Genomic DNA, 24,715 nt, shown 5'->3' on the forward strand with positions numbered 1-24,715 from the left:
TAAAAATAATTTGCAATACAAACTAAATGCCGGGCTTCCGACTGGCGCAGAAGGTCGCACCTTTACGCCGCGTCGTCAGCGGGGCGCCGCGCTCCCCTTTGCGTGAACGGTGCACGGATTGCGCCGCACTGCCCTGCGGGCTAGTCTTCGCGGCAACCAATCAACAGGAGGCGGCATGTCGGGCAAGGCAATCGGGACACTTCGCGGCACAGTCATGGCACTGGCGCTGATGGCTGCAGGTGCGGTTTCGGCCGAAAGCCTGTCGGGTGATTACCTTGCCGCGCGGCAGGCCAGCTTCTCCGGTGATTTCAAGGCGGCCGCCCGCTACTACGGCGAGGCGGTCAAGCATGATCCCGAAAATGCGGACCTGCTCGAGCGGGCTGCGCTCGCCAATATCGGTTTGGGCGATTTCAACAGCGCAGAGGCGTTGGCCGAGCGCCTGACCGCGCAGGGCCACAACAGTCAGGTCGGACATCTCGCCGAGGTCGCCGTGCTGGCGCATGAGGAAAACTACGACGCGCTGTTGTCCCGCGTCGAGGAAGGCCGCTCTGCCGGGCCTTTGGTCGACGGGCTGATCAAAGCATGGGCTGAGCTTGGCCGTGGCGATGTGAGTGCCGCTCTGGCGGGCTTTGACGCGGTCTCTGAAGAGCGTGGGCTGGCCGCCTTCGCGGCGTATCACAAAGCGCTGGCTCTGGCGTCGGTCGGGGATTTCGAAGGCGCCGAGGCGATCTTTGCCGATCCCGGAGCCGGAGGCATGCAGATGACCCGCCGCGGTGTCATGGCGCGGCTCGAAATTCTGTCGCAGATCGACCGTCAGGATGACGCCATCACCTTGATCGACGAGGCCTTCGGCCAGCAGCTTGATCCGGGCGTTGCCGAATTGCGGGCGCAACTCGAAGCTGGCGAGACGCTGCCCTTCGACGTGATCTCCTCTGCGCGGGATGGGGTTGCCGAGGTGTTCTTCACCATCGCCAGCGCCCTCGCGAACGAAAGCGCCGAGGACTATACGCTGCTGCACGTGCGGGTCGCCGAATACCTGCGCCCGGATCATGTTGGGGCGCTGCTTATGGCGGGTGAACTGCTGGAACAGATGGGGCAATACGAGCTTGCCGCCGCAACCTATCGCCGCGTGCCGCGCGACGATGCCTCGTTCCACGTCGCGGAACTCGGCCGGTCTGACGCGCTGCGCGCCGAAGGCAAGCTCGACGCGGCGGTGGAAGTGCTGGAACAGTTGGCCGACACTCATGGCAACCTGCCTGCGGTGCAATCGGCGCTGGGCGATCTGATGCGCCAGCTGGAACGCTATGACGAGGCGATTGCCGCCTATGATCGGGCGCTTTCCACCTTTGACGAGCCCGATCCGGCGCAATGGTTCCTCTACTACGCCCGCGGCATCTGCAAAGAGCGCGGCGGCGATTGGGATGCCGCCGAGAAGGATTTCCGTGCCGCGCTGGAGTTCGTGCCGAACCAGCCGCAGGTGCTGAACTACCTCGGTTACTCCATGGTCGAGCATCATGTGAACCTCGACGAGGCGCTGGAGATGATCGAACGCGCCGTCGATGCCGAACCGCAGAGCGGTTACATCGTCGACAGCCTTGGCTGGGCGCTCTACCGGCTGGGCCGCTATGACGAGGCGGTGGAGCATATGGAGCGCGCGGCAGAGCTGATGGCGGTGGACCCGGTGGTCAATGATCACCTCGGCGATGTTTACTGGGCCGTCGGTCGCAAGACCGAAGCGCGCTTCCAGTGGCAGCGGGCGCTGTCTTTCGTGGGTTGGGAGGATGCCTCGGACGATGTCGATCCGGACCGCATTCGCCGCAAGCTCGAGGTCGGGCTCGACGCGGTTCTCGCCGATGAAGGCAAGCCGCCGCTGAAGGTGGCGCATGACGTGGACTGACGTCTTCGCTCCGGCGAAGATCAATCTTACCCTGCACATCACCGGCCAGCGCGACGACGGGTATCACCTGCTCGACTCGCTGGTCGTCTTTGCGCCCGTGGGTGATGCGCTGCGCGTCGCGCCTGCCGAAGAACTGACGCTGCACCTCGAAGGTCCAGAAGCCAAAGGCCTGCCGGCCAATGGCGACAACCTCGCCCTGCGCGCCGCCGCCATGGTGGGCGAAGGGCAGGGGGTTCGGATCGTTCTGGAAAAGCTTCTGCCGGTTGCGTCGGGCATCGGCGGTGGCTCGGCGGACGCGGCGGCGGCTGCGCGCGCCGTGCTGGCAGGGTCCAACGCGCTCGACGATGCCATGATGGCGCGCGCTGAGGCCGCTCTTCTGGCACTGGGAGCCGATGTGCCCATGTGCCTTGCCTCCCGCCCGGTGCGGGTGCGCGGCATCGGGGAAGGACTGGAGCCGGTCAGCTTGCCGCCACTGCCTGCGGTCTTGGTCAATCCGCGCGTTCCGGTCTCCACGCCGCAGATTTTCCGCAGCCTGACCTCGCGCGATAACCCGCCGATGCCAGACATGCTGCCGGAGTTTGCCGGCGCGGAAGGGCTGATCGACTGGCTGAAGGATATGCGCAACGACATGGAGCCTGCGGCGCGGGCTCTGGAGCCGATGATCGATACGCTGCTGTCGGAGCTGCAGGGCCAGTCCGGCTGCCGACTGGCGCGCATGTCGGGCTCTGGCGCGACGTGTTTCGGGCTCTTTGCCAGCATGGATGAGGCCGCAGCTGCGGCAGAGGCGCTGCGTGCTGCGCGCCCGGACTGGTGGGTGGCCGAAGGTTTGCTGGGGGATCAGCAGGCGCGGGCGATGCCGCGCCGAGGCTGACTTAGGGCGCTACGCGCGCGGCGCAGGCTCAGTAAAGCCGCCCCACCACGAAGTCTGCCAGTTCGATCATCACGTCACGCATCTCGGATTGCGGCAACTGCGCCATCGAGGCCTTGGCCTTTTCCGACCAGCCGAGCGCATCCTCGCGGGTGGCTTCCAGCGCGCCGTGCTTGTTCAGCAGTTCCAGCGCGTGCTCGAGGTCGCCGTCTTCCTGCTTACCCTTCTCGATGGTGCGCTGCCAGAAGGCCCGCTCTTCGGCATCGGCGGCGGCTACAGCCTTGATCACCGGCAGCGTCAGCTTGCGTTCACGGAAGTCGTCGCCGACGTTCTTGCCGGTGGCAGAGGTGTCGCCCATGTAGTCGAGCAGGTCGTCGGCGATCTGGAAGGCGATGCCGAGCGCGTCGCCATAATCGAACAGGGCCTGCACCTGCGCCGGATCGGCCTCGGCGATGACGCCGCCCACCTCGGTCGCGGCCGAGAACAGCGCTGCGGTCTTGCCGCGCACCACCTGCAGGTAGATGTCCTCGTCGGTGCGCAGATCCTGCGCCGCGGTCAACTGCAGCACCTCGCCCTCGGCGATGGTGGCGGCGGCGTTGGACAGGATCTCCAGCACGCGCAGGTTGCCCGGCTCGGTCATCAACTGGAAGCTGCGGGCGAAGAGATAGTCGCCGACCAGAACCGAGGATTTGTTGTCCCACAGCAGGTTCGCTGTCGGGCGACCGCGGCGCTGCGCACTTTCATCCACGACGTCGTCATGCAGCAGCGTTGCTGTGTGGATGAACTCCACCGTCGCGGCCAGATGCACGTGATAGGGACCATCATAACCGCAGATATTCGCCGCGGCGAGTGTCAGCATCGGCCGCAGGCGTTTGCCGCCAGCCTCGACCAGATGCGCCGTCACTTCGGGAATGCGCGGCGCGTGTTTTGATGCCATCCGCTCGCGGATCAGCGCGTTGACCGCGCCCATATCCTCGACCAGCATCGACGCCAGACGATCATGCGGTTTCGCTTTTGCCGTATCCAAGCCCATCAGACCCCCGTCACAGGCTCGACAAGGCCGGGGCCCTGTCCTTACATCCCCTTTATGGAAGAACTTCTGCGAACCACCGACATAACGCTGATCCCGCTGGCGAAGACCCTCCTTGATGGGCAGGGTATAGACAGCTTTGAGTTGGACGTAAATATGAGCGTCCTAGAGGGATCACTTGGCATTCTGCCGCGCCGCCTGATGGTGCGCAGCGGCGATCTGGAAGCCGCGCGGCGTGTGCTGCGCGAGAACGGCGTTGCCTTCGAGGCGGGTGCATGAGGCGCGATCCCTTCGCCGAGGAGGATTTGCGCAAAGACGCATTCCTTGGCGGGATGGCGCATATATGGCAGCCAAAACATGGGCTTGGATATCGCGCGGGCGTGGATCCCGTGCTGCTGGCGGCGTCGGTCGAGGCGCGGCCGGGCCAAGAGGTGCTGGAACTGGGATGCGGCGGTGCCCCGGCGTTGGTCTGCCTTGGGGCGCGGATCGGCGGATTGCGGCTGGCCGGGGCGGAAATTCAACCCGCATATGCTGCGCTCGCGCGCCGTAACATTGCCGAGAACGGGCTCGACGGAGAGATATACGACGCCGATCTGGCGGCACCGCCGGCGGCTTTGAAGGCGCGCAACTTCGATCACGTTCTCGCCAACCCGCCCTATTTCGAAGAGGGCAAGCGCAGTGCAGCCCCGGACGCCGGGCGCGAACTGGCGCTGGCAGGGGCCTTGCCGCTTGCAGAGTGGGTGTCACTGGCGGCGCGGCGGCTGAAGCCGCGCGGCACCGCCACCTTCGTGCAGCGGGTTGAGCGGCTGCCCGAGTTGCTGGCGGCGCTGGCGGCGAATCTGGGGTCTGTGGAAGTGCTGCCGCTGGCGCCGCGGGCGGGACGCGAGCCCCGGCTGATTCTCGCGCGGGGCCGCAAGGGCGGGCGCGCGGCTTTCCGCCTTTGCCCGCCGCTGATCCTTCACGCTGGCGCGTGTCACCTTGAAGACGGCGAGAATTATACAAATGTCATTAAAGCAGCCTTGCGTGACGGAAAACCGATCAGCTTTTCTGGATGAGCGGGGTTTGGAGCAGGTCTCTGACCTTCCGTAAAGCAATGCTGCGAGTGCGGCGTGACAGAATGTAAAAGTTATGCTGCACTGTATCTGCCCAAAGCAAAAAAGGAGGACATAATGAGCTTAACTTCTCACCTGCAGGAACTGAAGAAGAAGCACCAAAACCTCGCCACTACCGTGGAAGAGATGCAGCGCAGTCCGGGCGTGGACGATCTGCATGTCGCGGCTCTAAAGAAGCAAAAACTCCGTATCAAAGAAGAGATTAACAGGCTCTCGGTCGAGGCCAGCTAAGCGGGCCCGGGCAGGTCTGGCCCGACCGGGGCGAACCCACCCACCTTGAGAGCGATCAGGTCCGCACGGCAGCCGCGCCGCCGGACCGCAGAGGTTCCGGGCCCGAATCTTTGGGCCCGGGCGGCAGGGCAGGCGCCAGACGGCGCGCGGCAATTTCAAAGCACGGCTTTTCACGACCCCCTTTTCATCCCCTTGCACGAAGAGGCGCAGGCATCGCCCGCGCGTGAGCAAGGCCGTGTGCGGGAACATGCCCTGCATGAAAAAAGCGCCCCCGGAGAGCCAGGCTCCGGGGGCGCACTCGTTTCCGGGGCGGGGGCGCCCGCGCCGGGTCAGTCGATCGGTTCGAGCTGTTCTTCGAGTTGCGCGCGCAGGTGCGCGTGTTGGGTCGGCAGCTTCAGGGCCCGTCCAGATGTGCGCGGTCCTCGTCGCGGTCGAAGCCCGGCTCATTGGTGGCCACTTCGAACAGCACGCCGCCGGGGCTGCGGAAGTAGATCGCGTAGAAATAGTCGCGATCAATCTGCGGGGTGATCTGAAAGCCGTTCTCGGTCAGCGCCTTGCGCACTTCAAGCTGCGCAGCCCGGTTCTCTACCGCAAAGGCGATGTGGTGGACGCTGCCGGCGCCTTGGCCCGCTTGCGGGGCATCGACTGTTTCGATGTCGATGGTGCCCGCACCCGCGTGCTCGGGCAGCGAGAGGCGCATCACGTTCCCCTGCCGGCACTCTTCCTCGTAGCCCATGAACTTCAGCAGCTCTGCTGTGGGGCCGGCATCGCGCAGACGCATCTGCACCGAGTGGAAACCACGGATCGCCATGTCGTCGCCGATACCGCTGCCGGTCCAAGGCGTGCGGCTGTCGTCGGCCTCGACCAAGGCCAGCCCGTCGCCGTCGGGGCCTTCGAACTCCAGCCGGTGCTCACCGTAGCGGTTGAGCCGCTCCAAACCCTTCACGCCCGCGTCGGTCAGCCGCGCCTCCCACGCGTCAAGCGATCCCTCGGGCACGGCAAAGGCCGTGGTCGCCACCTCACCTGCGCCCCGCTTGCCGCGGGCGGCATTGGGGAAGGGGAAGTAGGTCATCACGCTGCCCGGCGTGCCGACCTCGTCACCGTAGTAGAGGTGATAGACGTCGGGCGCGTCGAAGTTGACGGTCTTCTTCACCCGGCGCAGGCCAAGCGTGTCGGTGAAAAAAGCGTTGTTGCGAGACGCGCTGCTGGCCAGCGCAGTCACATGATGCAGGCCTTTGATTTGGGTAAGCATGGTCTCTCTCCTGATGCGGAATTGCTAGAAATATAAGGAGAAGGGCATCATCAGAAAACGAACGCTGCCGCGCGCAAGGGGTGCATCAGCGCACATCCCGCGCGCCAAGCAAAAGCCCCGGCAGGTGTACCGCCGGGGCTCTGGGTGGGTGTCGGGTGCCGTGGCGGCGGGTCAGACGAAGAACTGCGCGCCGTTGGCAGAGATCGTCGAGCCGTTCACGAAACCGGCCTTTTCGTCGGCGAGGAAGACCACGCAGCGGGCGATCTCCTCGGGCTCGCCGAGGCGGCCGGCGGGGATCTGCGCGATGATCGACTCGCGCACCTTTTCGGGCACCGCCATGACCATCTCGGTGGCGATGTAGCCGGGGCAGATGGCGTTGGCGGTGATGCCATAGCGCGCGCCTTCTTGCGCCAGTGACTTGATGATGCCCAGATCCCCGGCCTTGGTGGCGGCGTAGTTCACCTGCGCGAACTGGCCTTTCTGGCCGTTGATCGACGAGATCACGATGACCCGGCCGAACTTGCGTTCGCGCATGCCCGGCCAAAGCGGGTGCACGGTGTTGAAGACGCCGGTGAGGTTGGTGTCGATGACCTCTTTCCACTGTTGCGGCGTCATCTTGTGGAACGGCGCGTCGCGGGTGATTCCGGCGTTGGCCACCACCACGTCGATCGGTCCAAGGTCAGCCTCAACCTGCGCGAGCCCGGCCTTGGAGGCCTCGTAGTCGGCGACGTCCCACTTGTAGGTCTTGATGCCGGTCGCCTCGGTAAAGGCGGCGGCCTTCTCGTCGTTGCCGGCATATGTCGCTGCCACCTCGTATCCCTCGGCCTTGAGCGCCTTGGAGATCGCCTCCCCGATCCCGCGGCTCCCTCCCGTGACCAGTGCAACTTTCGCCATAGTATCCTCCAGTCCAGTCCGTCGTGATTTGAAACGTTGTTATGTTTTTGTTAATCTTTGGGTAACTTTGTTGCGCAGAAGTCGTCACCTGTCCAGCATTTGTTGGGCATCGCGGGCGCCTTGTGCCCAAGTGTCGCGGAGTTTCTGCGGGTCGGTGAAATCAATCTTGTCGGCTGCGGTCTCACGCGAGGGCCAGAGGTAATGACGGCCCGGCACATCGGGCAGACGTTTATATTCGCGTGTCAGCAGCACCATCGTCTCGCCGTCGTCCGGTTCGGGCAGCGGTGCCTGATCGGCCATGCCACCATCGACCACGCGCCGGCCTTCCCAGAGCGGCGGTTCAAACACCGGAGGGATCACCGCGGCGGCGCAGATGAGATCGATAAGCCGCCCCTCGCGGGCAGCGGTGTTGGCATTGATGAGGTTGGCGGTGAGCCCCATCTTCTCGGCCCAGTTGAAATGCGGCGATCCGACGAGATGCAGTTCGGCTTCATAGGCCGCTGCGAGCGCCGTGCCGGTCATCGTCGGCAGGCCGGTCTCGGGAGGATGTGCAATAAGGATTTGTAACTGCGGCCCTTCAGCGATCTTGCGGGCGGCTTCGGCGTCGATCACCTCGGACACCACGCCACAGTAAAGCTCCTGATGCGGGGTGATGCCGTTCTCGTCGGGGCGCAGCAGGTCGATATTGCTGTCCTGCTTTTCGAAGGCGGCGCACATGCGGTCCAGCAAGCGCTCTTCTACACCGGCGATATAGGCGCAGGACGCGAGTGCACCGCCGCTGACACCGGTGATGCGCTTGGGGCTGGGTGGGGGGCGGTGGCGGCAAAGCTCGGTCATGAAACCGCCTTGCCAGAAACAGCGCAGCCCGCCGCCGGAAAAGACGATCTGCGCGGGGGTGTCGGGAAGCCGTGGCTTATCGGGACTTGTCGTCATGGCCGTCCTTCGTGTCCTTGCGTGGGCACGGAAGCCGCGGGCACCGGGCTGACAGGGTCAGCGGCGCCCGCGGCGGTCGTTCAGTCGCGCTCGACGCAGAGGGCAACGCCCATGCCGCCACCGATACAGAGGGTCGCGAGGCCTTTCTTGGCGTCACGGCGCTGCATTTCAAACAGCAGCGTGTTGAGGATGCGTGCACCCGAGGCGCCGATCGGGTGGCCGATGGCGATGGCGCCGCCGTTGACGTTCACGATCGACGGATCCCAGCCCATGTCCTTGTTCACGGCGCAGGCCTGTGCGGCGAAGGCTTCATTGGCCTCGACGAGATCGAGGTCCTCGGGCTTCCATCCGGCCTTTTCCAGCGCCTTGCGCGAGGCGTGGATCGGGCCGACACCCATGATCGACGGATCGAGCCCGGCGGTGGCATAGGAGGCGATGCGCGCCAGCGGCTGGATGCCGCGCTTTTCGGCGTTCTCGGCGCTCATCAGCAGCACACCGGCGGCGCCGTCGTTGATGCCCGAGGCGTTGGCCGCGGTGACCGAGCCATCCTTGGTGAAGGCCGGGCGCAGCTTCTGCATGGCTTCGATGGTGGCGCCGTGACGGATGTATTCGTCCTTGTCGACGGTGATGTCGCCCTTGCGATGCTTGACCACGAAGGGGATCACCTCGTCATCGAACTTGCCGGCGTTCTGCGCGGCCTCGGCCTTGTTCTGCGAAGCGACGGCAAACTCGTCCTGCTGCTCGCGGCTGATTTGCCACTGCTCGGCGACGTTTTCGGCCGTCTGGCCCATGTGGTAGCCGTTGAACGCGTCCCACAGGCCGTCGCGGATCATCGTGTCGATGTATTTCACATCGCCCATCTTGTGCCCGGCGCGCAGATGCGCGGCGTGCGGCGAGAGGGTCATGTTTTCCTGACCGCCCGCGGCGACGATATCGGCGTCACCCAGCAGGATGTGCTGGGCGCCCAGCATCACGGTGCGCAGGCCCGAGCCGCAGACCTGGTTGATCGACCAGGCAGCGCTTTCCTTCGGCAGACCGGCATTGATATGGGCCTGACGCGCCGGGTTCTGTCCCTGCGCGGCGGTCAGCACCTGACCAAGAATGGTCTCCGAAACCTCTCCCTTCTCGATCCCGGCGCGCGCGACCAGCGCTTCGAGCACGGCGGCCCCCAGATCATGCGCAGGTGTGTTGGCAAAAGCGCCGCTGAAACTGCCCACGGCGGTCCGTGCCGCAGACGCGATGACGACATTGGTCATGAAGTTCTCCCTCCAAGCAAAGCGTGCAGTCGGAGTGCCCGTCCGCCGCCCTCGTGGCGGGGTCAGGGCCTCCGCTATTGGCCTCACCGTTGTTGATAACGCGGGGATCCGCAACTGCACAGAGGCAGCTTCACGGTTTTGCGTTTGATAGCGCAATTCGTCGCAGTTTCAGGGAGAAGGCCGGTATGAAGCGTGTATGGCGCGTGCTACCCGCCCCTGCCTTGACGCAAGGCGCTTTCCGCCGCGTCGGTGCGCCAGTCGGGGCTGATTGTCGGCGCGCCATAGAAATACCCCTGCAGGCAATCGATGCCGCTGGCTGCCGCGATCTGCGCGTCGTCCAGCGACTCTACCGATTCGGCGACCGTGAACATGTCGAACTCCTCGGCGATGGCGACGATGGCGCGCGCCAGAACCTGATTGTCGGGGTCGCGGGCGATGCCGCGGATGATCTGGCCGTCGATCTTGAGAATATCGAAGGAGAAGCGTTTGAAATGCCGCAGGGCGGTCTGCCCGGCGCCGAAATCGTCCATGGCAAAGGTGATGCCGCGGCGGCGCAAGTCAGCCATGAAGCCGATCACCAGTTCCGGCAGCAGCATGGCCGAGCGTTCGCTGATCTCGAGGATCAGCCGCTCGGCCACCGTGGGGTCTGTGGCGAGTCCCTGTTCCAGCACCTGCATCCAACGCCGGTACCCGATCGAGCGGGCGGACATGTTGATCGCAAGGCGCAGCCCCGGTGTGTGGATCAATTCGGCCAGCCCCTGTTCCAGTGCGATGCAGTCAAGAATCCGCCCCTCTTCGCGCTCTTCCATCTCGAAGATGAACTCGCGCGCGGGGACGATGCGGCCGGTTTCATCCATCACCCGAAGCATCGCCTCATAAAAGGCGACCTGCGCGGGAGCAGCGGCGTGCACCACCGGCTGGAACACCAGCAGCACCTGCCGATGGCGGATCGCTTCGCGGACGCGCTGCAGCACGTCGCGATCGCGCAGGCTCAGGGCTGTGTCCAGCGGATCGCCAACGGGCACCGGACCCGCGCGACCCGGTGCGCCGGCGCGTCCTGCGCCGCCTGCATGCGGTGCGGCGTTCGCCCGATTGCGGTGTGGCACTGAACTGGACATCACGCTCTCCCTTTGAGGGCAGTGGCATGGTGCACACCGAGGGGTTAATCACCACCTAAGCCGCGCCCAGCGGGAAACTGGGGGCGAAAAGCGGGCAGGGTGCTCATGGCCTGTTGACTCCCCCGCCAAAGCCCATATAAGCGCGCGCTCATTGGTGTTGGTGGCCCCCGCAAGGGGATGCCTGTCGGCCTTCGGGCAGGAGGACAACGCCCTTCACAACTTATGAAGGAGATCAGCCGTGACCAAACGCACGTCTGCCAAGTACAAAATTGACCGCCGCATGGGCGAAAACATCTGGGGCCGTCCGAAGTCCCCGGTGAACAAGCGCGAATACGGCCCGGGCCAGCACGGCCAGCGCCGCAAGGGCAAGATGTCGGACTTCGGTCTGCAGCTGCGCGCCAAGCAGAAGCTCAAGGGCTACTACGGCGACATGACCGAGAAGCAGTTCCGCCGCATCTTCGGCGAAGCGGAGCGGATCAAGGGCGACACCGGTGAGCTGCTCATCGGCCTGCTCGAGCGCCGTCTGGACGCCGTCGTGTACCGCGCCAAGTTCGTGCCGACCGTCTTCGCGGCCCGTCAGTTCGTGAACCACGGCCACGTGCTGGTGAACGGCAAGCGCGTGAACATCCCCTCCTACCGCGTGAAGGAAGGCGACGTCATCGAGGTTCGCGAGAAGTCGAAGCAAATGACCGTTCTGCTGGAAGCTGTTCAGCTCGCAGAGCGTGACGTGCCCGACTACATCGAGGCAGACCACTCCAAGATGACCGCGACCTTCGTGCGCACCCCCGGCCTTGCCGATGTGCCCTACGCGGTTCAGATGGAACCGAACCTCGTCATCGAATACTACGCACAGAACTAATCCTTCTGTCCGTACGATATTGGAAAGGCCGTGCTGAAAAGCGCGGCCTTTTTGCTTTTGTGGCGTAAGGTCTGGCGAAGCGCTGGCGAAGCGTCGGGCACGGTGTTCGCGGCAAGGTAAGGCAGGGCAAGGCTGAGCAAGCCACGGCGCCGTCGCAACGGCGGCAGGATGTTCCCGAGAGAAAAGAGCGCGCCCGCGACCGGGTCAGCCCCGGGCTAGACCTCGGGAGCGAGAATCTTGCGGAACACCGTCTCGACATGGGCGTTGGCGGCGGCCCAGCCGGGCTCTTCGTCGGGCACCAGAACCCGCACCTGCGTGTCGAAATCCGCGAAATGCTGGGTCAGCGCCCAGATCGACATGATCAGTTGCTGCGGGTCCTGCCGGGCCAGCTTGCCCGCCTCCATCCAGCCGGCGATCAGTGCACATTTCTCGTCGAACAGTGGTTTCAGATCGCTGTGCAGATGCGGCAGCATGCGCGGCGCGCCTTGGATGATCTCGGTGGCGAAGAGTCTGCTCTCACGCGGGTAGGCGCGGCTCATCTCCATCTTGCGCCGGACATAGCCGAGAATCTCTTCCATCGGCTCGCCGTCCGGGTCCATTTCGCGCAGCGGGTCGAGCCATTCGGTCATCAGCGCGTTCAGCAGGGCAACGTGGATCGCCTCTTTACTATCGAAATAGTAGATCAGGTTGGGCTTCGACATCCCCGCCGCCTCGGCGATCCGGTCCAGCGTCGCGCCGCGAAACCCGTGCTGCGAAAACTCGTCCAGCGCCGCCTCCATGATCTTGCGGCGATTGCGGATTTGGATCCGGCTGGGCTTTTTCACGGGAGAAACGGGCATCCGGTTCCTGTCTTGCTGTTTTTGCGGGCGCCTCTGCCCGATCACTGTGCATATGCTGCGACTGCCGGAAGGCGACCTTGCGGAAGCCTCTGGGGCGCATTGCAATGAAGCCTTTACCAAACGGTAAAAAACACGCGGGAGACGCGCAAGCGCCTCATTGCAAGACATGCACATCGCAGGACAAGGCGGCGAGGACAAGACTATGGCGGCACAGGATAGCGCGGCACCGGGCAGGAACCTTCGGATCAATGGCGAGCGTTTGTGGGACAGCCTCATGGAGATGGCGAAGATCGGACCGGGCGTGGCGGGCGGCAACAACCGGCAGACGCTGACCGACGAGGATGCCGAGGGCCGCGCACTCTTCCAAGGCTGGTGCGAGGCTGCGGGCCTGACCATGGGGCTTGATGAGATGGGCACCATGTTCGCCACCCGCGCCGGTGAGGATCCCGATGCGCTGCCGGTCTACATGGGCTCGCATCTCGACACGCAGCCGACGGGCGGCAAATACGACGGCGTGCTGGGGGTGCTGGCAGCGCTCGAGACGGTGCGCACGATGAACGATCTGGGGATCAAGACAAAGCACCCGATCGTCGTCACCAACTGGTCGAACGAGGAAGGCGCGCGCTTTGCCCCCGCGATGCTGGCCTCGGGCGTGTTCGCCGGGGTGCATGACCTTTCCTTCGCCTATGCGCGCAAGGATCTGGAGGGCAAGACCTACGGTGATGAACTGGACCGCATCGGCTGGAAGGGCGACGAGCCGGTCGGCGCGCGCAAGATGCACGCCTACTACGAGTTGCACATCGAGCAGGGGCCGATCCTCGAGGCCGAAGGCAAGGACATCGGCGTCGTCACCCATTGTCAGGGCCTGTGGTGGCTGGAGTTCACGCTGACAGGCCGCGCTGCGCATACCGGATCGACACCGATGGACATGCGGATCAACGCCGGGCTGGCGATGAGCCGCATCCTCGAGATGGCACAGGAGGTGGCGATGGCCGCGCAGCCGCACGCCATGGCGGGCGTCGGGCAGATGACCTTCGAGCCCAACTCGCGCAATGTGCTGCCCGAGAAGGTGATCTTCACCGTCGACCTGCGCTCGCCCGATCAGGCCAAGCTCGACGGCATGCGGGCCGAGATCGAAAAGCGTGCGCCGGAGATTTGCGCCGAACTGGGCGTGGACTGTGCGGTCGAGGCGGTGGGCCACTTCGATCCGGTCACCTTCACCCCCGAACTGGTCGGCACCGTGCGCGCGGCGGCCGAGGACTTAGGCTATTCGCATATGAACATCGTGTCGGGCGCCGGGCATGATGCCTGCTGGGCAGCCAAGGTGGCCCCCACGACGATGATCATGTGCCCCTGCGTCAAAGGCATCTCGCACAACGAGGCAGAGGAGATCTCGCAGGAGTGGGCGACGGCTGGAACCAACGTGCTGCTGCACGCGGTGCTGGAGACGGCGGAGGTCGTGGGCTGAAGTGGGGCTCTGCCCCATCCGCGGCCCGGGGGCCGCGGACTCCCCGGGATATTTGTATCTAGACGAAGCCCGGACCCGCGCAGGACAGAGGGAGAGAGACATGTCCACGGTGATCAAGGGCGGGACGATCGTCACCGCCGATCTGAGCTATGAGGCCGACGTGCTGGTCGAGCACGGCCGGATCGCCGAGATCGGCCCGGACCTGACGGGTGACGAGGTGCTCGACGCCTCGGGCTGCTATGTGATGCCGGGCGGGATCGACCCGCACACGCATCTCGAGATGCCCTTCATGGGCACTTATTCGGCGGATGACTTCGACAGCGGCACCCGCGCGGCGTTGGCCGGCGGCACCACCATGGTGGTCGATTTCGCGCTGCCTGCGCCGGGGCAGGGGCTGCTGGATGCGCTGCAGATGTGGGACAACAAGTCCACCCGCGCGCATTGCGACTACTCGTTCCACATGGCGGTGACGTGGTGGTCCGAGCAGGTGTTTGACGAAATGAAGGAGATCGTCGACCGCGGCATCACCACCTTCAAGCACTTCATGGCCTACAAGGGCGCGCTGATGGTGAACGACGACGAGCTTTTTGCCTCGTTCCAGCGCTGCGCCGAACTGGGGGCGATCCCGCTCGTGCATGCCGAGAACGGGGATGTGGTGGCCGAGCTTTCGGCGCGGCTTCTGGCAGAGGGCAACACCGGCCCCGAGGCGCATGCCTACTCCCGCCCGCCGCAGGTCGAGGGCGAGGCCACCAACCGCGCCATCATGATCGCCGATATGGCGGGCGTGCCGCTCTACGTGGTGCATGTGAGTTGCGAGGAGAGCCACGAGGCGATCCGCCGCGCCCGGCAGGCCGGCAAGCGGGTCTGGGGCGAGCCGCTGATCCAGCATCTGACTTTGGATGATAGAGAGTACGCCAACCCCGATTGGGACCATGCCGCGCGCCGGGTTATGTCGCCGCCGTTCCGGAACAAGGCGCATCAGGACAGCCTCTGGGCCGGGCTCGCCGCGGGCTCGCTGTCCTGCGTCGCGACGGATCACTGCGCCTTCACCACGGATCAAAAGCGCTATGGCCTGGGCGATTTCACCAAGATCCCCAATGGCACCGGTGGCCTTGAGGACCGGCTGCCGATGCTCTGGACGCAGGGCGTGGGAACGGGGCGACTGACACCGCAGGAGTTCGTTGCGGTGACCTCGACCAATATCGCCAAGATCCTCAACATCTACCCGCGCAAGGGCGCAATCCTCGTGGGGGCGGATGCCGATATCGTTGTGCTGGACCCGGCCCGCGAGAAGGTGATCTCGGCAAGAAGCCAGCAATCGGCCATCGATTACAACGTCTTTGAGGGCATGACCGTGAAGGGCCTGCCGCGCTTCGTGCTGAGCCGGGGCAAGGTCTCGGTCATCGAGGGGGGGATGCTCTCGGAGGAGGGGCACGGCCAGTTCGTCGCCCGCCCGCCCGCGGGGCCCGTGAACAAGGCGCTGAGCGCGTGGAAGGGTCTGACCGCGCCGCGTCCGGTGGCGCGTGGCGGCATTCCCGCCAGCGGCGTCTGAGCGGGGCAGAGAAGCCGGCAGGGCAGAGAAACTGACAGGCAAGCGAAACTGACAGGGCAGGGGGCCGGCAGACGCTTCCGCCACAACAGGAAGGCAAGAGATGACACAGACACAGGTCATGCAGTCAAAGGGCGCGCAGACCCAGACCACACGGGAACAGGCCGGTCCGTCAGCCATGCCGCCGGTGATCTCGGCGCAAGGGCTCAACCTTGTGTTCGAAACCGGCGATGGCCCGGTGCAGGCCCTCAAGGATGTTGACCTGAAGATCGGCAAGGGTGATTTCGTCTCCTTCATCGGTCCCTCGGGCTGCGGCAAGACCACCTTCCTGCGGGTGATGGCAGACCTTGAGACACCGACCTCGGGCACCGTTCTGGTCAATGGCGTGACCCCCGAGGCCGCCCGCAAAGCCCGCGCCTACGGCTACGTCTTCCAAGCGGCGGGGCTCTACCCGTGGCGCAGCATTGGCGGCAACATCCGCTTGCCGCTGGAAATCATGGGCTATTCCAAGGCAGAGCAGGCCGAGCGGGTGAAGCGTGTGCTGGATCTCGTGGAGCTTTCTGGCTTTGAGAAAAAATATCCGTGGCAGCTGTCTGGCGGCATGCAGCAGCGGGCCTCGATCGCCCGCGCGCTCGCCTTCGACGCCGATATTCTGCTGATGGACGAGCCTTTCGGCGCGCTTGATGAAATCGTCCGCGACCACCTCAATGAGCAGCTTCTGGCACTTTGGGCGCGCACTCAGAAGACCATCTGCTTCGTCACCCACTCGATCCCCGAGGCGGTGTATCTGTCGACCAAGATCGTGGTCATGTCGCCGCGCCCGGGGCGGATCACCGACGTGATCGAAAGCCCGCTGCCGAAAGAGCGTCCGCTGGATATCCGCGACACGCCGGAGTTTCTCGAGATCGCCCACCGCGTGCGCGAGGGGCTGCGCGCGGGGCATGCCTATGACTGATGTTCAAGTGCCTGACACGCAGTCTGCACCGCACAAAGCCCGCGCTGCGACCCGGAGCGCGCCGATTTCGCGCCGCGCCCCGGTGCCGCCCCGCAGAGGGTCTCGGAACGCGGGCTCCCCTTTCACCTTTCGCGGTCATCGGCTCTCCAGCCTGTACCGCGTGAATAGGGAAACACTCAAACCTTTCATCTTTCTGAAAATACTCAAGGCAGACCGGACCCCACAGGGAGAGGGGCATGAGTATTTGAGGAAAGATGAAAGCTGTAGGGGGCTAGGATGACCCATCCTGAGGTGAGGCGCGCGGGTGAGGCTGACATTCCCGCCTGCGCCGCGGTGGTCAACGGCTGGATCGACGCGACGCCATGGTTACCGCGGATCTTCTCCGCTGAAGAGATCGAGGGTTTCATCCGCGAAGCCTTCCCCGCGCGCGAGATATGGGTGACCGGGGCGCCGGTGGAGGCCTATCTGTCGCTTGATCCCGTAACCCTCAAGATCGGGGCGCTCTATTGCGCGCGGTCCGGCGCGGGGCTGGGCAAGGCATTGCTGGATATGGCGAAAGAGGGGCGTGAGCGGCTTTGGCTTCATACCCATGTGCCCAACACTGACGCTCAGCGCTTTTACCGGCGCGAAGGCTTTGTCGAGACCGGCCGTATTGCGCCCGAGCCTCCCGAGACCGTCGAGGAAATGCGAATGGAGTGGGTGCGATGAGAAACCTTATTCCCGTTTTGACCGTGGTGCTGGCCATCGTGGTGATCTGGTACGGCGCGGCCATAATGCTCAACAAGCAATGGGTGCTTGATCAGGCGGCCCGGCAGGAGCAGTCGCTGACCTCGCCGCAACTCATCGCCGCGACATGGTCGCAGGAAAAGCCCAAGCTGCCCGCGCCGCATCAGGTGGCGGGCGAGCTCTGGGACACGGTGGCGATGAAAAAGCCCACCTCCAAGCGCAGCCTTGTCTACCACGCTTGGGTGACGATGAGCGCCACGGTGCTGGGCTTCGGTCTTGGCACGCTGCTGGGCTTCGCGCTGGCTTTGGGCATCGTCTACAACCGGGTGATGGACATGTCGGTGATGCCCTGGGTGATCGCCAGCCAGACCATCCCGATCCTCGCCATCGCGCCGATGATCATCGTGGTGCTCAACGCCATGGGGCTGTCGGGGCTGCTGCCCAAGGCGATGATCTCGATGTATCTGTCGTTCTTCCCGGTGGTGGTTGGCATGGTGAAGGGGCTGCGCAGCCCTGACCGCATGCAGCTTGACCAGATGCGCACGTGGAGCGCCTCGCGCGGGCAGGAGTTTCTGCGGCTGCGGCTGCCGGCCTCCATGCCCTATCTCTTCGCCTCGATGAAGATCGCCATGGCGGCGAGCCTTGTCGGCGCCATCGTTGGCGAACTGCCGACGGGCGCAGTTGCGGGCCTTGGTGCGCGGCTGCTGGCGGGCAGCTACTACGGCCAGACCATTCAGATCTGGTCGGCGCTGCTGATGGCGGCGGCGCTGGCGGCGGTGCTGGTGGGGCTGATCGGCCTTCTCCAGCGGGCGACACTCAAGCGGATGGGGATGGCATGATCTGGATTGTACTGGGACTGATTGTCTGGGCTGCGGGGCTGGCGCTCAACGTCCACCTGTCAAAGCTGAAGGGCAGCCGCTGGGCGGCGCTGGCGGTGCCGGTGATCTTCGGTCTGACGTTGATCTTCGTCTGGGAAGCGGTGGTACGCGGCTTTGGCATCTCGCCGGTGCTGCTGCCGGCGCCATCGGTGATCGCCGCGCGCTTTGGCCAGTCCGGCGGCGTGATGTGGGAGGATTTCGTGCAGACCGTGCTGAAGGGCGCGCTCTCGGGCTACGTCCTTGGTTGCGGCGCGGCGCTGGTGACGGCGGTGATCGTCGACCGTTTCGACTTCCTGCGGCGAGGTCTGCTGCCGGTGGGCAATTTCGTCGCCGCGCTGCCAGTGATCGGCATCGCGCCGATTTTGGTGATGTGGTTCGGCTTCGACTGGCAGTCGAAAGCGGCGGTCGTGGTGGTGATGGTGTTCTTTCCGGTGCTGGTCAATGCGGTGCAGGGGCTGGCGGATACCAGCGCCATGCAGCGCGACCTGATGCGCACCTATGCCGCCAGCTACTGGACCAGCCTGTGGAAGCTGCGGCTGCCGGCGGCGCTGCCCTTCATTTTCAACGGGCTGAAGATCGCCTCCACCCTCGCGCTGATCGGTGCCATCGTCGCCGAGTTCTTCGGCTCGCCGATCCGCGGCATGGGCTTTCGTATTTCCACCAGTGTCGGGCTGCTGCAGCTCGACCTCGTGTGGGCAGAGATCGTAGTGGCCGCGCTTGCGGGCTCGGCCTTCTACGGCGGCGTGGCGCTGATCGAACGCGCCACCACCTTCTGGCACCCCTCGCAACGGGGCCAGTGACACAGACAAGACCAAGAAACGCGCAACGCAACAGGAGAGTATGATGACCAAGTTTACCGCATGGGGGATCGCTGCGGCGATGACGCTGGGCGCGAGCGGCGCACAGGCCGCCGACGCGCTGACGCTGCAGCTCAAATGGGTCACGCAGGCGCAGTTCGCCGGCTACTACGTGGCGGCCGAGCAAGGCTTTTACGACGAAGAAGACCTCGACGTGACGATCAAACCGGGCGGGCCGGATATCGCGCCGGTGCAGGTGCTGCTCGGCGGCGGCGCTGACGTGATGGTCGACTGGCTGCCCTCGGCGCTGGCGGCACGCGAGAACGGCGCGCCGATCCTCAACATCGCGCAGCCGTTCAAATCGTCGGGCCTGATGCTGACCTGCCTCAAGGAGCACGGTATCGAAAGCCCCGAGGATTTCCCCGGCCACACGCTGGGCACGTGGTTCTTTGGCAACGAGCTGCCGCTCTATTCTTGGATGTCCAAGCTCGGCTACCCGACTGACGGCTCCGAGGGCGGGGTGACCATCCAGAAGATCAACTTCAACGTCGATCCGCTGCTGCAGAAGCAGGTCGAATGCGCCACCACCATGACCTACAACGAATACTGGCAGGTGATCGACGCGGGGCTCACCCCCGACGATCTGGTGGTGTTCAAGTATCAGGATGAGGGCATCGCAACGCTTGAAGACGGCCTCTACACCACCGAGGAGAACCTCAACGATCCCGAGATGGTGGACAAGCTGGCGCGGTTCGTGCGGGCCTCGATGAAGGGCTGGAAATGGGCCGAGGAGAACCCGGACGAGGCCGCCGAGATTGTGCTCGAGAACGATGCCACCGGCGCGCAGACCGAAAAGCACCAAAAGCGCATGATGGGCGAGGTGGCGAAGCTCACCGCCGGTTCCAACGGCGCGCTCGACCCGGAGGATTTTCAGCGCACTGTGGACGTGCTGATGAGCGCCGGTGCCGATCCGGTGATCACCGAGGATCCGGGCGAGGCCGCCTGGACCCACAAGATCACCGATGCGGCACTTCAGTAAACGCGAACGCAGCAAAGAAAATGGGGGTGGCGCAAGCGCCACCCCTTTCTTCATAAAATCACTGGGTTTTCTGACTGGGGATGCGAATCCAATTCGCCGCACACGAAACCACGCCACTCAGCAAAGACACGCAACTCCTAGGGCGCGCTGGTGACGGTGAGGTGACGTAGATGTAACGGGGTCATGACCGTGCCGCTTGGTCAGGCCCGTGAATGTATCTCTCAAGGCCCGGATCAGGTCAGCTTCCGGACAAAAGCTCGGGCGGGTATCGGGGCAGGGTCAGGCCGGTCGGGCGCGCTGCAGTGTCTGCATCAGCTGATTGCTGTTGAACGGACGTTGCAGCACCTCGTAGGGGCAGGCGCTGCCCATTTCCTCGGCCACGTCGCCGGCCAACGCGATGCGCGTGCCCGCTTGGCTCAGTAGTCTGCCCAGCGGGCTTTGCGGCACCTCTTCGGGAGGCATCTGCAGCAGAGCAACGTTGACGCGGCCTTCGGCCAGCACCATCAGCAGCGCCGCCTCTGGGGTCTGTGCGCACAGCACGCGCGCGCCGGGCGCGTGCTCGGAAATGCTCCGGGCAACATCTTCGGCTACAAAGGGATCACTCAGCAGCACGAGAAAACCCGGCCCGGAATCGGGCGTGTCTTCGGGAATCATTCGCGGTCTCCTCTCGCTGGGGGCCATCTGGAACCAAAGCAGGGGGGTGCGCATTAATCTGCGACATAGGAGGCCCCTCATGCGTCAGATTTCTTGCGAGCATTGCCCGCTGCGTCGAAAGGCGCTGTTCCGTCCCTTCGACGATGACGAAAGCGCCTTCATGGAGGGCTTCAAGGCGGGGGAACTTAGCGTCGACGCAGGCACCCACCTGATGATCGAAGGCGCACCTTCACCGCAAATCTACACCGTGCTCGAGGGCATGGGTCTACGTTACAAGACACTGGAGAACGGACGCCGGCAGGTGGTCAACTTTCTGCTGCCCGGCGATCTGGTGGGGCTGCAGGCCGGGCTGCTTGGCGAGATGAAGCATTCGGTGCAGGCCACCAGCGAGATGCGCCTGTGCGTGTTCAACCGCAATGACCTCTGGGCGCTTTACCGCAAGCAGCCGTCGCTGGCCTATGACGTCACATGGATCGCCGCGGCAGAAGAGCACTTCCTCGGCGAGACGGTCGCGACGCTGGGTCAGCGCGACGCGACGCAGCGGGTGGCTTGGGCGCTGCTGAAGATTCACCGCCGCCTGTCGGAGCTGGGGATCGGTCAGGGCGCGCGGGTGCCGCTGCCCTACAGGCAGCAGGACCTCGCGGACGCGCTTGGCCTGTCGCTGGTGCACACCAACAAGACGTTGGCGCGGCTGCGCAGCCGGGGGCTTGCGCACTGGCAGGACGGTGAACTGCACATCGGCGATATCGAAAAGATCGCCGATGTGGCGATGGCGGATACCGAAGAGCCCGCGCGGCGACCGCTGCTCTGAGCGGACGCCGGTGCGGCGCGCCGGCCGATCAGCGGCGCAGCGTGTCGCCGTAGGCGATCTTGGGCGTCAGCTCGACGATGCGCTCGTAGTCGGCCTCGGGGTCCTCGACCCGCGCGGAGATGATCTCCGCCGCCTTGCGCCCGATCTCGGCACGGTGCGCATCCATCGTCGCCAACTGGCGCGGAAGCCCTTGCAGCAGTTCGACCCCGTTGAAGCCCGCAAGGCCGATCTCGGCCGGGATGTCGCGGCCTTGTTCCATCAGGTAGAGCAGGCCGCCCGCGCCGATCATGTCGTTGGAGTAATACAGGAAATCGATCTCGGGCTCGCGCTCCAGAATGGCCTGCGTCATCTCCCGGCCCTTCTTCAGCGCCGAGCCGCCGGAGTAGAATTCCTGATCCACCACCTCGACGCCGCTTTTCGCCAGCGCCTCGGTGAACCCCTCAAAGCGTTTGCGGGCGCGGTGGTCGAGCGGCATCTTTGTGCCCAGAAAGCCGATCTTCTGGTAGCCGGCGCGCAGGATCGCCTTGGCCATCTCGCGGCCCGCGCGGCGGTGCGAGATGCCGACGGCACAGTCAACAGGGTTCCCGTCGATGTCCATGATCTCGACCACCGGGATGCCGCTGGCCTTCATCATCGCCTTCGACGCTTCGGTGTGCTCCAGCCCGGCGATGATCACCCCCGAGGGACGCCACGACAGCATCTCGTAGAGCACACGCTCTTCCTTCTCGGGCATATAGTCGGTCACGCCGACCACCGGCTGCAGTTCGGTGTCTTCGAGCACCGACGATATGCCGGCCATCACCTCGGGAAACACCATGTTGCGCATCGACGGGATGATCACCGCGACAAGGTTCACCCGCTGGCTGGCCAATGCGCCGGCGATCTTGTTGGGCACATAGCCAAGCGTCTTGGCGGCCTCGAGCACCTTGGCGCGGGTTGCTTCTGACACGTCGCCCCTGTTGCGCAGCACGCGGCTCACGGTCATCTCGGAGACGCCGGAGGCTTCGGACACGTCGCGCAGGGTGAGGGGGCGGGGATCTGTGTCGGCCACGGCAGGCTCCTCCAATACTCTAAATACCTGAATGTTAGCCTTTCTGCCGGGGCATACAAGCATAAGCCCATGTCTGCCGGGAATTTCCGCTTCCGTGGTGACAACGCGCCGCGCCCGCGCTAAGGGGAGGGCGTCGGTCCCGTGGCTCAACTGGATAGAGCAGCCCCCTCCTAAGGGGCAGGTTGCAGGTTCGAATCCTGCCGGGATCGCCAGTTTTCCGGCTTTGGATGTCGTCTTGAGAGGGTGCTCAGCCGTCTTGGCTCTGCTCGTACTCGCCGACAAACTGCTGCCGGCAGGCGCCGTAGAGATAGCTCGCCGACCATGTCAGCACCATAAAGCCCGCCAGCGCCTGCATCATCGCGACGATGCGCAGGGGGCCGGTCACGTCCATACCGGTCTGGCCCAGCGTGGTGAAATTCATCCCCGAGAAGTAGAGGTAGTCGTTCCACGTGCCTCCAAAGCTTCCGCCGAAGGCCGTGGGAAAAAGGGTGGTGTGCAGCCAGAGGTAGACCGCACCGCCGGCAGCGATCTCGATCAGGTGAATCAGCGCGAGCAGGGCGAACACGGTTATCGGCAAGGCCTTGCTGCTGCGCAGGCTGTCCGGAACGCTCGATGTGGCCAGAACCAGTAGGCCGTGGTGCAGGCAGGCGGTCAACAGCATGAAGGCGATGCCGATGAGGTAGGCGGTCATGGAAACTCCAATGGATCGGTCGCAATATCAATGCCGTGGACGGCGTGCGGTTCCCCGATGCGGGCGCAGCATTGCACGGCAGGCTGTGATAGATGAATATGATGAGAATACGCTTATTCGATAGGTCAGTATGATCCCCAAGCTGGAGATGTTCATCGCGCTCGCCCGGGAGCAGCATTTCGGGCGTGCCGCGCTCAGCCTCGGCATCACCCAGCCGACATTGTCGACCGGCATTCGGCAGTTGGAGGACCAATTGGGGGTGAAGCTGGTGCAGCGCGGCTCACGCTTTGGGGGGCTGACGCCAGAGGGCCAGCGCGCCTTGGTCTGGGCGCGGCAGATCGTTGGCGATACGCGGCGGCTGCGCGACGAGATGCGCGCCTCGCGCGAGGGGCTGGCGGGCCACCTGCGGCTGGCGGTGATCCCCACCGCGCTGACATGGGCTTCGACGCTTGCGGCGCAGTTCAACCGGCGCCATCCGCGCGTCACCTTCACCGTGCTGTCGCGCGCCTCGGCCGACATCCTTTCGATGCTTGACGATCTCGAGATCGACGCTGGCATCTCGTATCTCGACAACGAACCGCTGGGCCGGGTGACCACACGCCCGCTGTATCGCGAGGCGTACCATCTTGTGTGCCATGCGGATCATCCGCTTGCCGGGCGATCGCAACTGGCGTGGCGCGAATTGGCAGATCTGAACCTGTGCCTGCTGACGCCAGAGATGCAGAACCGCCGGATCATTAACCGGCAGTTCATGGAGGCCGGGATAGAGCCCGCCCCGGCCATCGAATCAAACTCTACAGTGGTGCTGGTGAGCAACGTGCTGATGGGCGATTGGGTGACCATCCTGCCCACCGATCTTGCGACCTTTCTCGCTGATGGCAAGCCGCTGGCGCTGGTGCCCATGGCCGAGGACAGCCGGGCGCATGAGGTCGGGCTGATTGCGCCGTGGCAGGAACCCTACACACCCGTGTTGCAGGCGCTGCTCGATGCGGCGAAGGGGTTGGCACGCCCGGCGTGAGGACGCGCCATTTGATCCGGCTCAAGACAGCGGTGCCGTCTCTGCCCTAGGCTGGGGTCGAAGGAGGAGCGGATCGTGGCGGAGCAGCCGATCTACCGTGTCGAAGGGCTTACCCGCGTCTACGGCGAAGGCGCTTCGGCCGTGCATGCGCTGCGCGGCGTCGATCTCGTGCTGCCGCCGGGAGAGATCAGCGTGCTGCTTGGCCCCTCGGGCAGTGGCAAGTCGACGCTGCTCAACATCCTTGGCGGGCTGGATCGCCCTAGCTCTGGGCGGGCGTGGTTCCGGGGCGAGGAACTCACCGCCATGCGCGACCGGGCGCTCACGCGCTACCGGCGCGACAACCTTGGGTTCGTGTTCCAGTTCTACAATCTCATGCCTTCGCTCACCGCCGAGGAAAACGTGGCGCTGGTGACCGAGATCGCGCACGCCACGATGGCCCCCGCCGAAGCGTTGGCGCTGGTCGGGCTGGCCGAACGCAGCGGGCACTTCCCAAGCCAGCTGTCAGGCGGCGAGCAGCAACGTGTCGCCATTGCGCGTGCCGTTGCCAAACGCCCCGAGGTGCTGCTTTGCGACGAGCCGACTGGCGCGCTGGACAGTGCCACGGGCCGCGAGGTTCTGGGCGTGTTGCAGCATCTCAACCACAGCCTTGGCACCACGGTAATGATCGTCACCCACGCGGCGGCCACCGCTGCCATGGCGCATCGGGTGATCCGTTTTGCCGACGGGGCGATCCTGCAAGTCGAGATGAACGTGGCCCCGCGCTCTGCAGAAGAGATCGTGTGGTGAGCC

The 24,715-nt window shown here is 64.7% G+C and carries 25 protein-coding genes, 1 tRNA gene and 1 pseudogene; 17 read left to right on the top strand and 10 right to left on the bottom strand.

The features are described 5' to 3' along the window. The first annotated feature begins 175 nt into the window (after positions 1 to 175). Both ACXAJT_RS07380 and ACXAJT_RS07385 read left to right on the top strand, forming a co-directional pair. Complete coding sequence (locus ACXAJT_RS07380; protein ID WP_475234289.1) at positions 176 to 1,897, top strand: tetratricopeptide repeat protein; 1,722 nt, start codon at positions 176 to 178, stop codon at positions 1,895 to 1,897. After that, complete coding sequence (locus ACXAJT_RS07385) at positions 1,884 to 2,768, top strand: 4-(cytidine 5'-diphospho)-2-C-methyl-D-erythritol kinase (protein ID WP_475234290.1); 885 nt, start codon at positions 1,884 to 1,886, stop codon at positions 2,766 to 2,768. Before ACXAJT_RS07380 ends, ACXAJT_RS07385 begins: the two co-directional genes overlap by 14 nt. A gap of 28 nt (positions 2,769 to 2,796) precedes the next feature. On the opposite strand, the gene ACXAJT_RS07390 is transcribed toward ACXAJT_RS07385, so the two are convergent. Next, positions 2,797 to 3,798: a polyprenyl synthetase family protein gene (locus ACXAJT_RS07390; RefSeq protein WP_475234291.1), complete on the bottom strand. Its 1,002-nt coding sequence runs from the start codon at positions 3,796 to 3,798 to the stop codon at positions 2,797 to 2,799. Positions 3,799 to 3,852: 54 nt separating this feature from the next. On the opposite strand from ACXAJT_RS07390, the gene ACXAJT_RS07395 reads away from it, so the two are divergent. From ACXAJT_RS07395 to ACXAJT_RS07405, 3 genes are all read left to right on the top strand, one after another. Next, a complete protein-coding gene (locus ACXAJT_RS07395) occupies positions 3,853 to 4,074 on the top strand; it encodes a putative signal transducing protein (RefSeq protein WP_475234292.1) in 222 nt (73 codons plus the stop codon). Beyond that, complete coding sequence (locus tag ACXAJT_RS07400) at positions 4,071 to 4,850, top strand: tRNA1(Val) (adenine(37)-N6)-methyltransferase (RefSeq protein ID WP_475234293.1); 780 nt, start codon at positions 4,071 to 4,073, stop codon at positions 4,848 to 4,850. The genes ACXAJT_RS07395 and ACXAJT_RS07400 overlap by 4 nt, the downstream gene beginning before the upstream one ends. A 114-nt stretch (positions 4,851 to 4,964) precedes the next feature. Next, positions 4,965 to 5,138 (top strand): YdcH family protein, encoded by a 174-nt coding sequence (locus ACXAJT_RS07405; protein WP_475234294.1) that lies wholly within the window; start codon positions 4,965 to 4,967, stop codon positions 5,136 to 5,138. 329 nt (positions 5,139 to 5,467) lie between these two features. On the opposite strand, the pseudogene ACXAJT_RS07410 reads toward ACXAJT_RS07405, so the two are convergent. From ACXAJT_RS07410 to ACXAJT_RS07430, 5 genes and pseudogenes are all read right to left on the bottom strand, one after another. Continuing rightward, positions 5,468 to 6,390 (bottom strand): annotated as a pseudogene (locus ACXAJT_RS07410) (VOC family protein). Positions 6,391 to 6,561: 171 nt separating this feature from the next. Further along, entirely contained in the window at positions 6,562 to 7,284 is a 723-nt protein-coding gene (gene phbB, locus ACXAJT_RS07415; RefSeq protein ID WP_475234295.1) for an acetoacetyl-CoA reductase, read from the bottom strand. A gap of 84 nt (positions 7,285 to 7,368) precedes the next feature. Next, the gene (locus tag ACXAJT_RS07420) at positions 7,369 to 8,217 is read right to left on the bottom strand and encodes a patatin-like phospholipase family protein (protein WP_475234296.1); all 849 of its coding nucleotides are present in this window, start codon (positions 8,215 to 8,217) and stop codon (positions 7,369 to 7,371) included. Positions 8,218 to 8,297: 80 nt separating this feature from the next. Next, positions 8,298 to 9,473 (bottom strand): acetyl-CoA C-acetyltransferase, encoded by a 1,176-nt coding sequence (locus ACXAJT_RS07425; RefSeq protein ID WP_475234297.1) that lies wholly within the window; start codon positions 9,471 to 9,473, stop codon positions 8,298 to 8,300. Positions 9,474 to 9,679: 206 nt separating this feature from the next. Beyond that, positions 9,680 to 10,591, bottom strand: coding sequence for an EAL domain-containing protein (locus ACXAJT_RS07430; protein WP_475234298.1), 912 nt, complete (start codon positions 10,589 to 10,591; stop codon positions 9,680 to 9,682). A gap of 238 nt (positions 10,592 to 10,829) precedes the next feature. Here ACXAJT_RS07430 and rpsD point away from each other — a divergent pair, with 238 nt between their 5' ends. Continuing rightward, positions 10,830 to 11,450, top strand: a complete 621-nt coding sequence (gene rpsD, locus ACXAJT_RS07435; RefSeq protein ID WP_475234299.1) for a 30S ribosomal protein S4 — start codon at positions 10,830 to 10,832, stop codon at positions 11,448 to 11,450. Positions 11,451 to 11,665: 215 nt separating this feature from the next. On the opposite strand, the gene ACXAJT_RS07440 is transcribed toward rpsD, so the two are convergent. Beyond that, the gene (locus ACXAJT_RS07440; RefSeq protein ID WP_475234300.1) at positions 11,666 to 12,289 is read right to left on the bottom strand and encodes a TetR family transcriptional regulator C-terminal domain-containing protein; all 624 of its coding nucleotides are present in this window, start codon (positions 12,287 to 12,289) and stop codon (positions 11,666 to 11,668) included. 202 nt (positions 12,290 to 12,491) lie between these two features. Here ACXAJT_RS07440 and ACXAJT_RS07445 point away from each other — a divergent pair, with 202 nt between their 5' ends. The 7 genes from ACXAJT_RS07445 to ACXAJT_RS07475 all read left to right on the top strand — a co-directional run bounded on the left by ACXAJT_RS07445 (position 12,492) and on the right by ACXAJT_RS07475 (position 19,701). Then, the gene (locus ACXAJT_RS07445) at positions 12,492 to 13,757 is read left to right on the top strand and encodes a Zn-dependent hydrolase (protein WP_475234301.1); all 1,266 of its coding nucleotides are present in this window, start codon (positions 12,492 to 12,494) and stop codon (positions 13,755 to 13,757) included. Between the two features lie 100 nt (positions 13,758 to 13,857). Next, positions 13,858 to 15,309 (top strand): dihydropyrimidinase, encoded by a 1,452-nt coding sequence (gene hydA, locus ACXAJT_RS07450; protein WP_475234302.1) that lies wholly within the window; start codon positions 13,858 to 13,860, stop codon positions 15,307 to 15,309. Between the two features lie 175 nt (positions 15,310 to 15,484). Further along, entirely contained in the window at positions 15,485 to 16,261 is a 777-nt protein-coding gene (locus ACXAJT_RS07455) for an ABC transporter ATP-binding protein (protein ID WP_475234525.1), read from the top strand. A gap of 276 nt (positions 16,262 to 16,537) precedes the next feature. Continuing rightward, positions 16,538 to 16,969 (top strand): GNAT family N-acetyltransferase, encoded by a 432-nt coding sequence (locus ACXAJT_RS07460; protein WP_475234303.1) that lies wholly within the window; start codon positions 16,538 to 16,540, stop codon positions 16,967 to 16,969. Then, positions 16,966 to 17,826: an ABC transporter permease gene (locus ACXAJT_RS07465; RefSeq protein WP_475234304.1), complete on the top strand. Its 861-nt coding sequence runs from the start codon at positions 16,966 to 16,968 to the stop codon at positions 17,824 to 17,826. The genes ACXAJT_RS07460 and ACXAJT_RS07465 overlap by 4 nt, the downstream gene beginning before the upstream one ends. After that, complete coding sequence (locus ACXAJT_RS07470; protein ID WP_475234305.1) at positions 17,823 to 18,665, top strand: ABC transporter permease; 843 nt, start codon at positions 17,823 to 17,825, stop codon at positions 18,663 to 18,665. Before ACXAJT_RS07465 ends, ACXAJT_RS07470 begins: the two co-directional genes overlap by 4 nt. Before the next feature lie 40 nt (positions 18,666 to 18,705). Continuing rightward, a complete protein-coding gene (locus ACXAJT_RS07475) occupies positions 18,706 to 19,701 on the top strand; it encodes an ABC transporter substrate-binding protein (RefSeq protein ID WP_475234306.1) in 996 nt (331 codons plus the stop codon). A 279-nt stretch (positions 19,702 to 19,980) separates the two neighbouring features. On the opposite strand, the gene ACXAJT_RS07480 is transcribed toward ACXAJT_RS07475, so the two are convergent. Then, positions 19,981 to 20,355 carry a response regulator gene (locus ACXAJT_RS07480; RefSeq protein WP_475234307.1) on the bottom strand — a complete coding sequence of 125 codons (375 nt, stop codon included), beginning with the start codon at positions 20,353 to 20,355 and terminating at the stop codon, positions 19,981 to 19,983. A 79-nt stretch (positions 20,356 to 20,434) separates the two neighbouring features. On the opposite strand from ACXAJT_RS07480, the gene ACXAJT_RS07485 reads away from it, so the two are divergent. Then, positions 20,435 to 21,166, top strand: coding sequence for a Crp/Fnr family transcriptional regulator (locus ACXAJT_RS07485; RefSeq protein WP_475234308.1), 732 nt, complete (start codon positions 20,435 to 20,437; stop codon positions 21,164 to 21,166). 28 nt (positions 21,167 to 21,194) lie between these two features. On the opposite strand, the gene ACXAJT_RS07490 is transcribed toward ACXAJT_RS07485, so the two are convergent. Beyond that, the gene (locus tag ACXAJT_RS07490; RefSeq protein WP_475234309.1) at positions 21,195 to 22,217 is read right to left on the bottom strand and encodes a LacI family DNA-binding transcriptional regulator; all 1,023 of its coding nucleotides are present in this window, start codon (positions 22,215 to 22,217) and stop codon (positions 21,195 to 21,197) included. A 135-nt stretch (positions 22,218 to 22,352) separates the two neighbouring features. Between ACXAJT_RS07490 and ACXAJT_RS07495 the strand changes: the two genes are divergently transcribed. Next, positions 22,353 to 22,429, top strand: a tRNA-Arg gene (locus tag ACXAJT_RS07495). 35 nt (positions 22,430 to 22,464) lie between these two features. Here ACXAJT_RS07495 and ACXAJT_RS07500 read toward each other — a convergent pair. Next, the gene (locus ACXAJT_RS07500) at positions 22,465 to 22,908 is read right to left on the bottom strand and encodes an ion channel (protein ID WP_475234310.1); all 444 of its coding nucleotides are present in this window, start codon (positions 22,906 to 22,908) and stop codon (positions 22,465 to 22,467) included. Positions 22,909 to 23,038: 130 nt separating this feature from the next. On the opposite strand from ACXAJT_RS07500, the gene ACXAJT_RS07505 reads away from it, so the two are divergent. Further along, positions 23,039 to 23,926 (top strand): LysR family transcriptional regulator, encoded by an 888-nt coding sequence (locus ACXAJT_RS07505; protein ID WP_475234311.1) that lies wholly within the window; start codon positions 23,039 to 23,041, stop codon positions 23,924 to 23,926. 75 nt (positions 23,927 to 24,001) lie between these two features. Then, entirely contained in the window at positions 24,002 to 24,712 is a 711-nt protein-coding gene (locus tag ACXAJT_RS07510) for an ABC transporter ATP-binding protein (protein ID WP_475234312.1), read from the top strand. The last annotated feature ends 3 nt before the right edge of the window (positions 24,713 to 24,715 follow it).

Source organism: Salipiger sp. ABF4_146 (assembly GCF_056161345.1).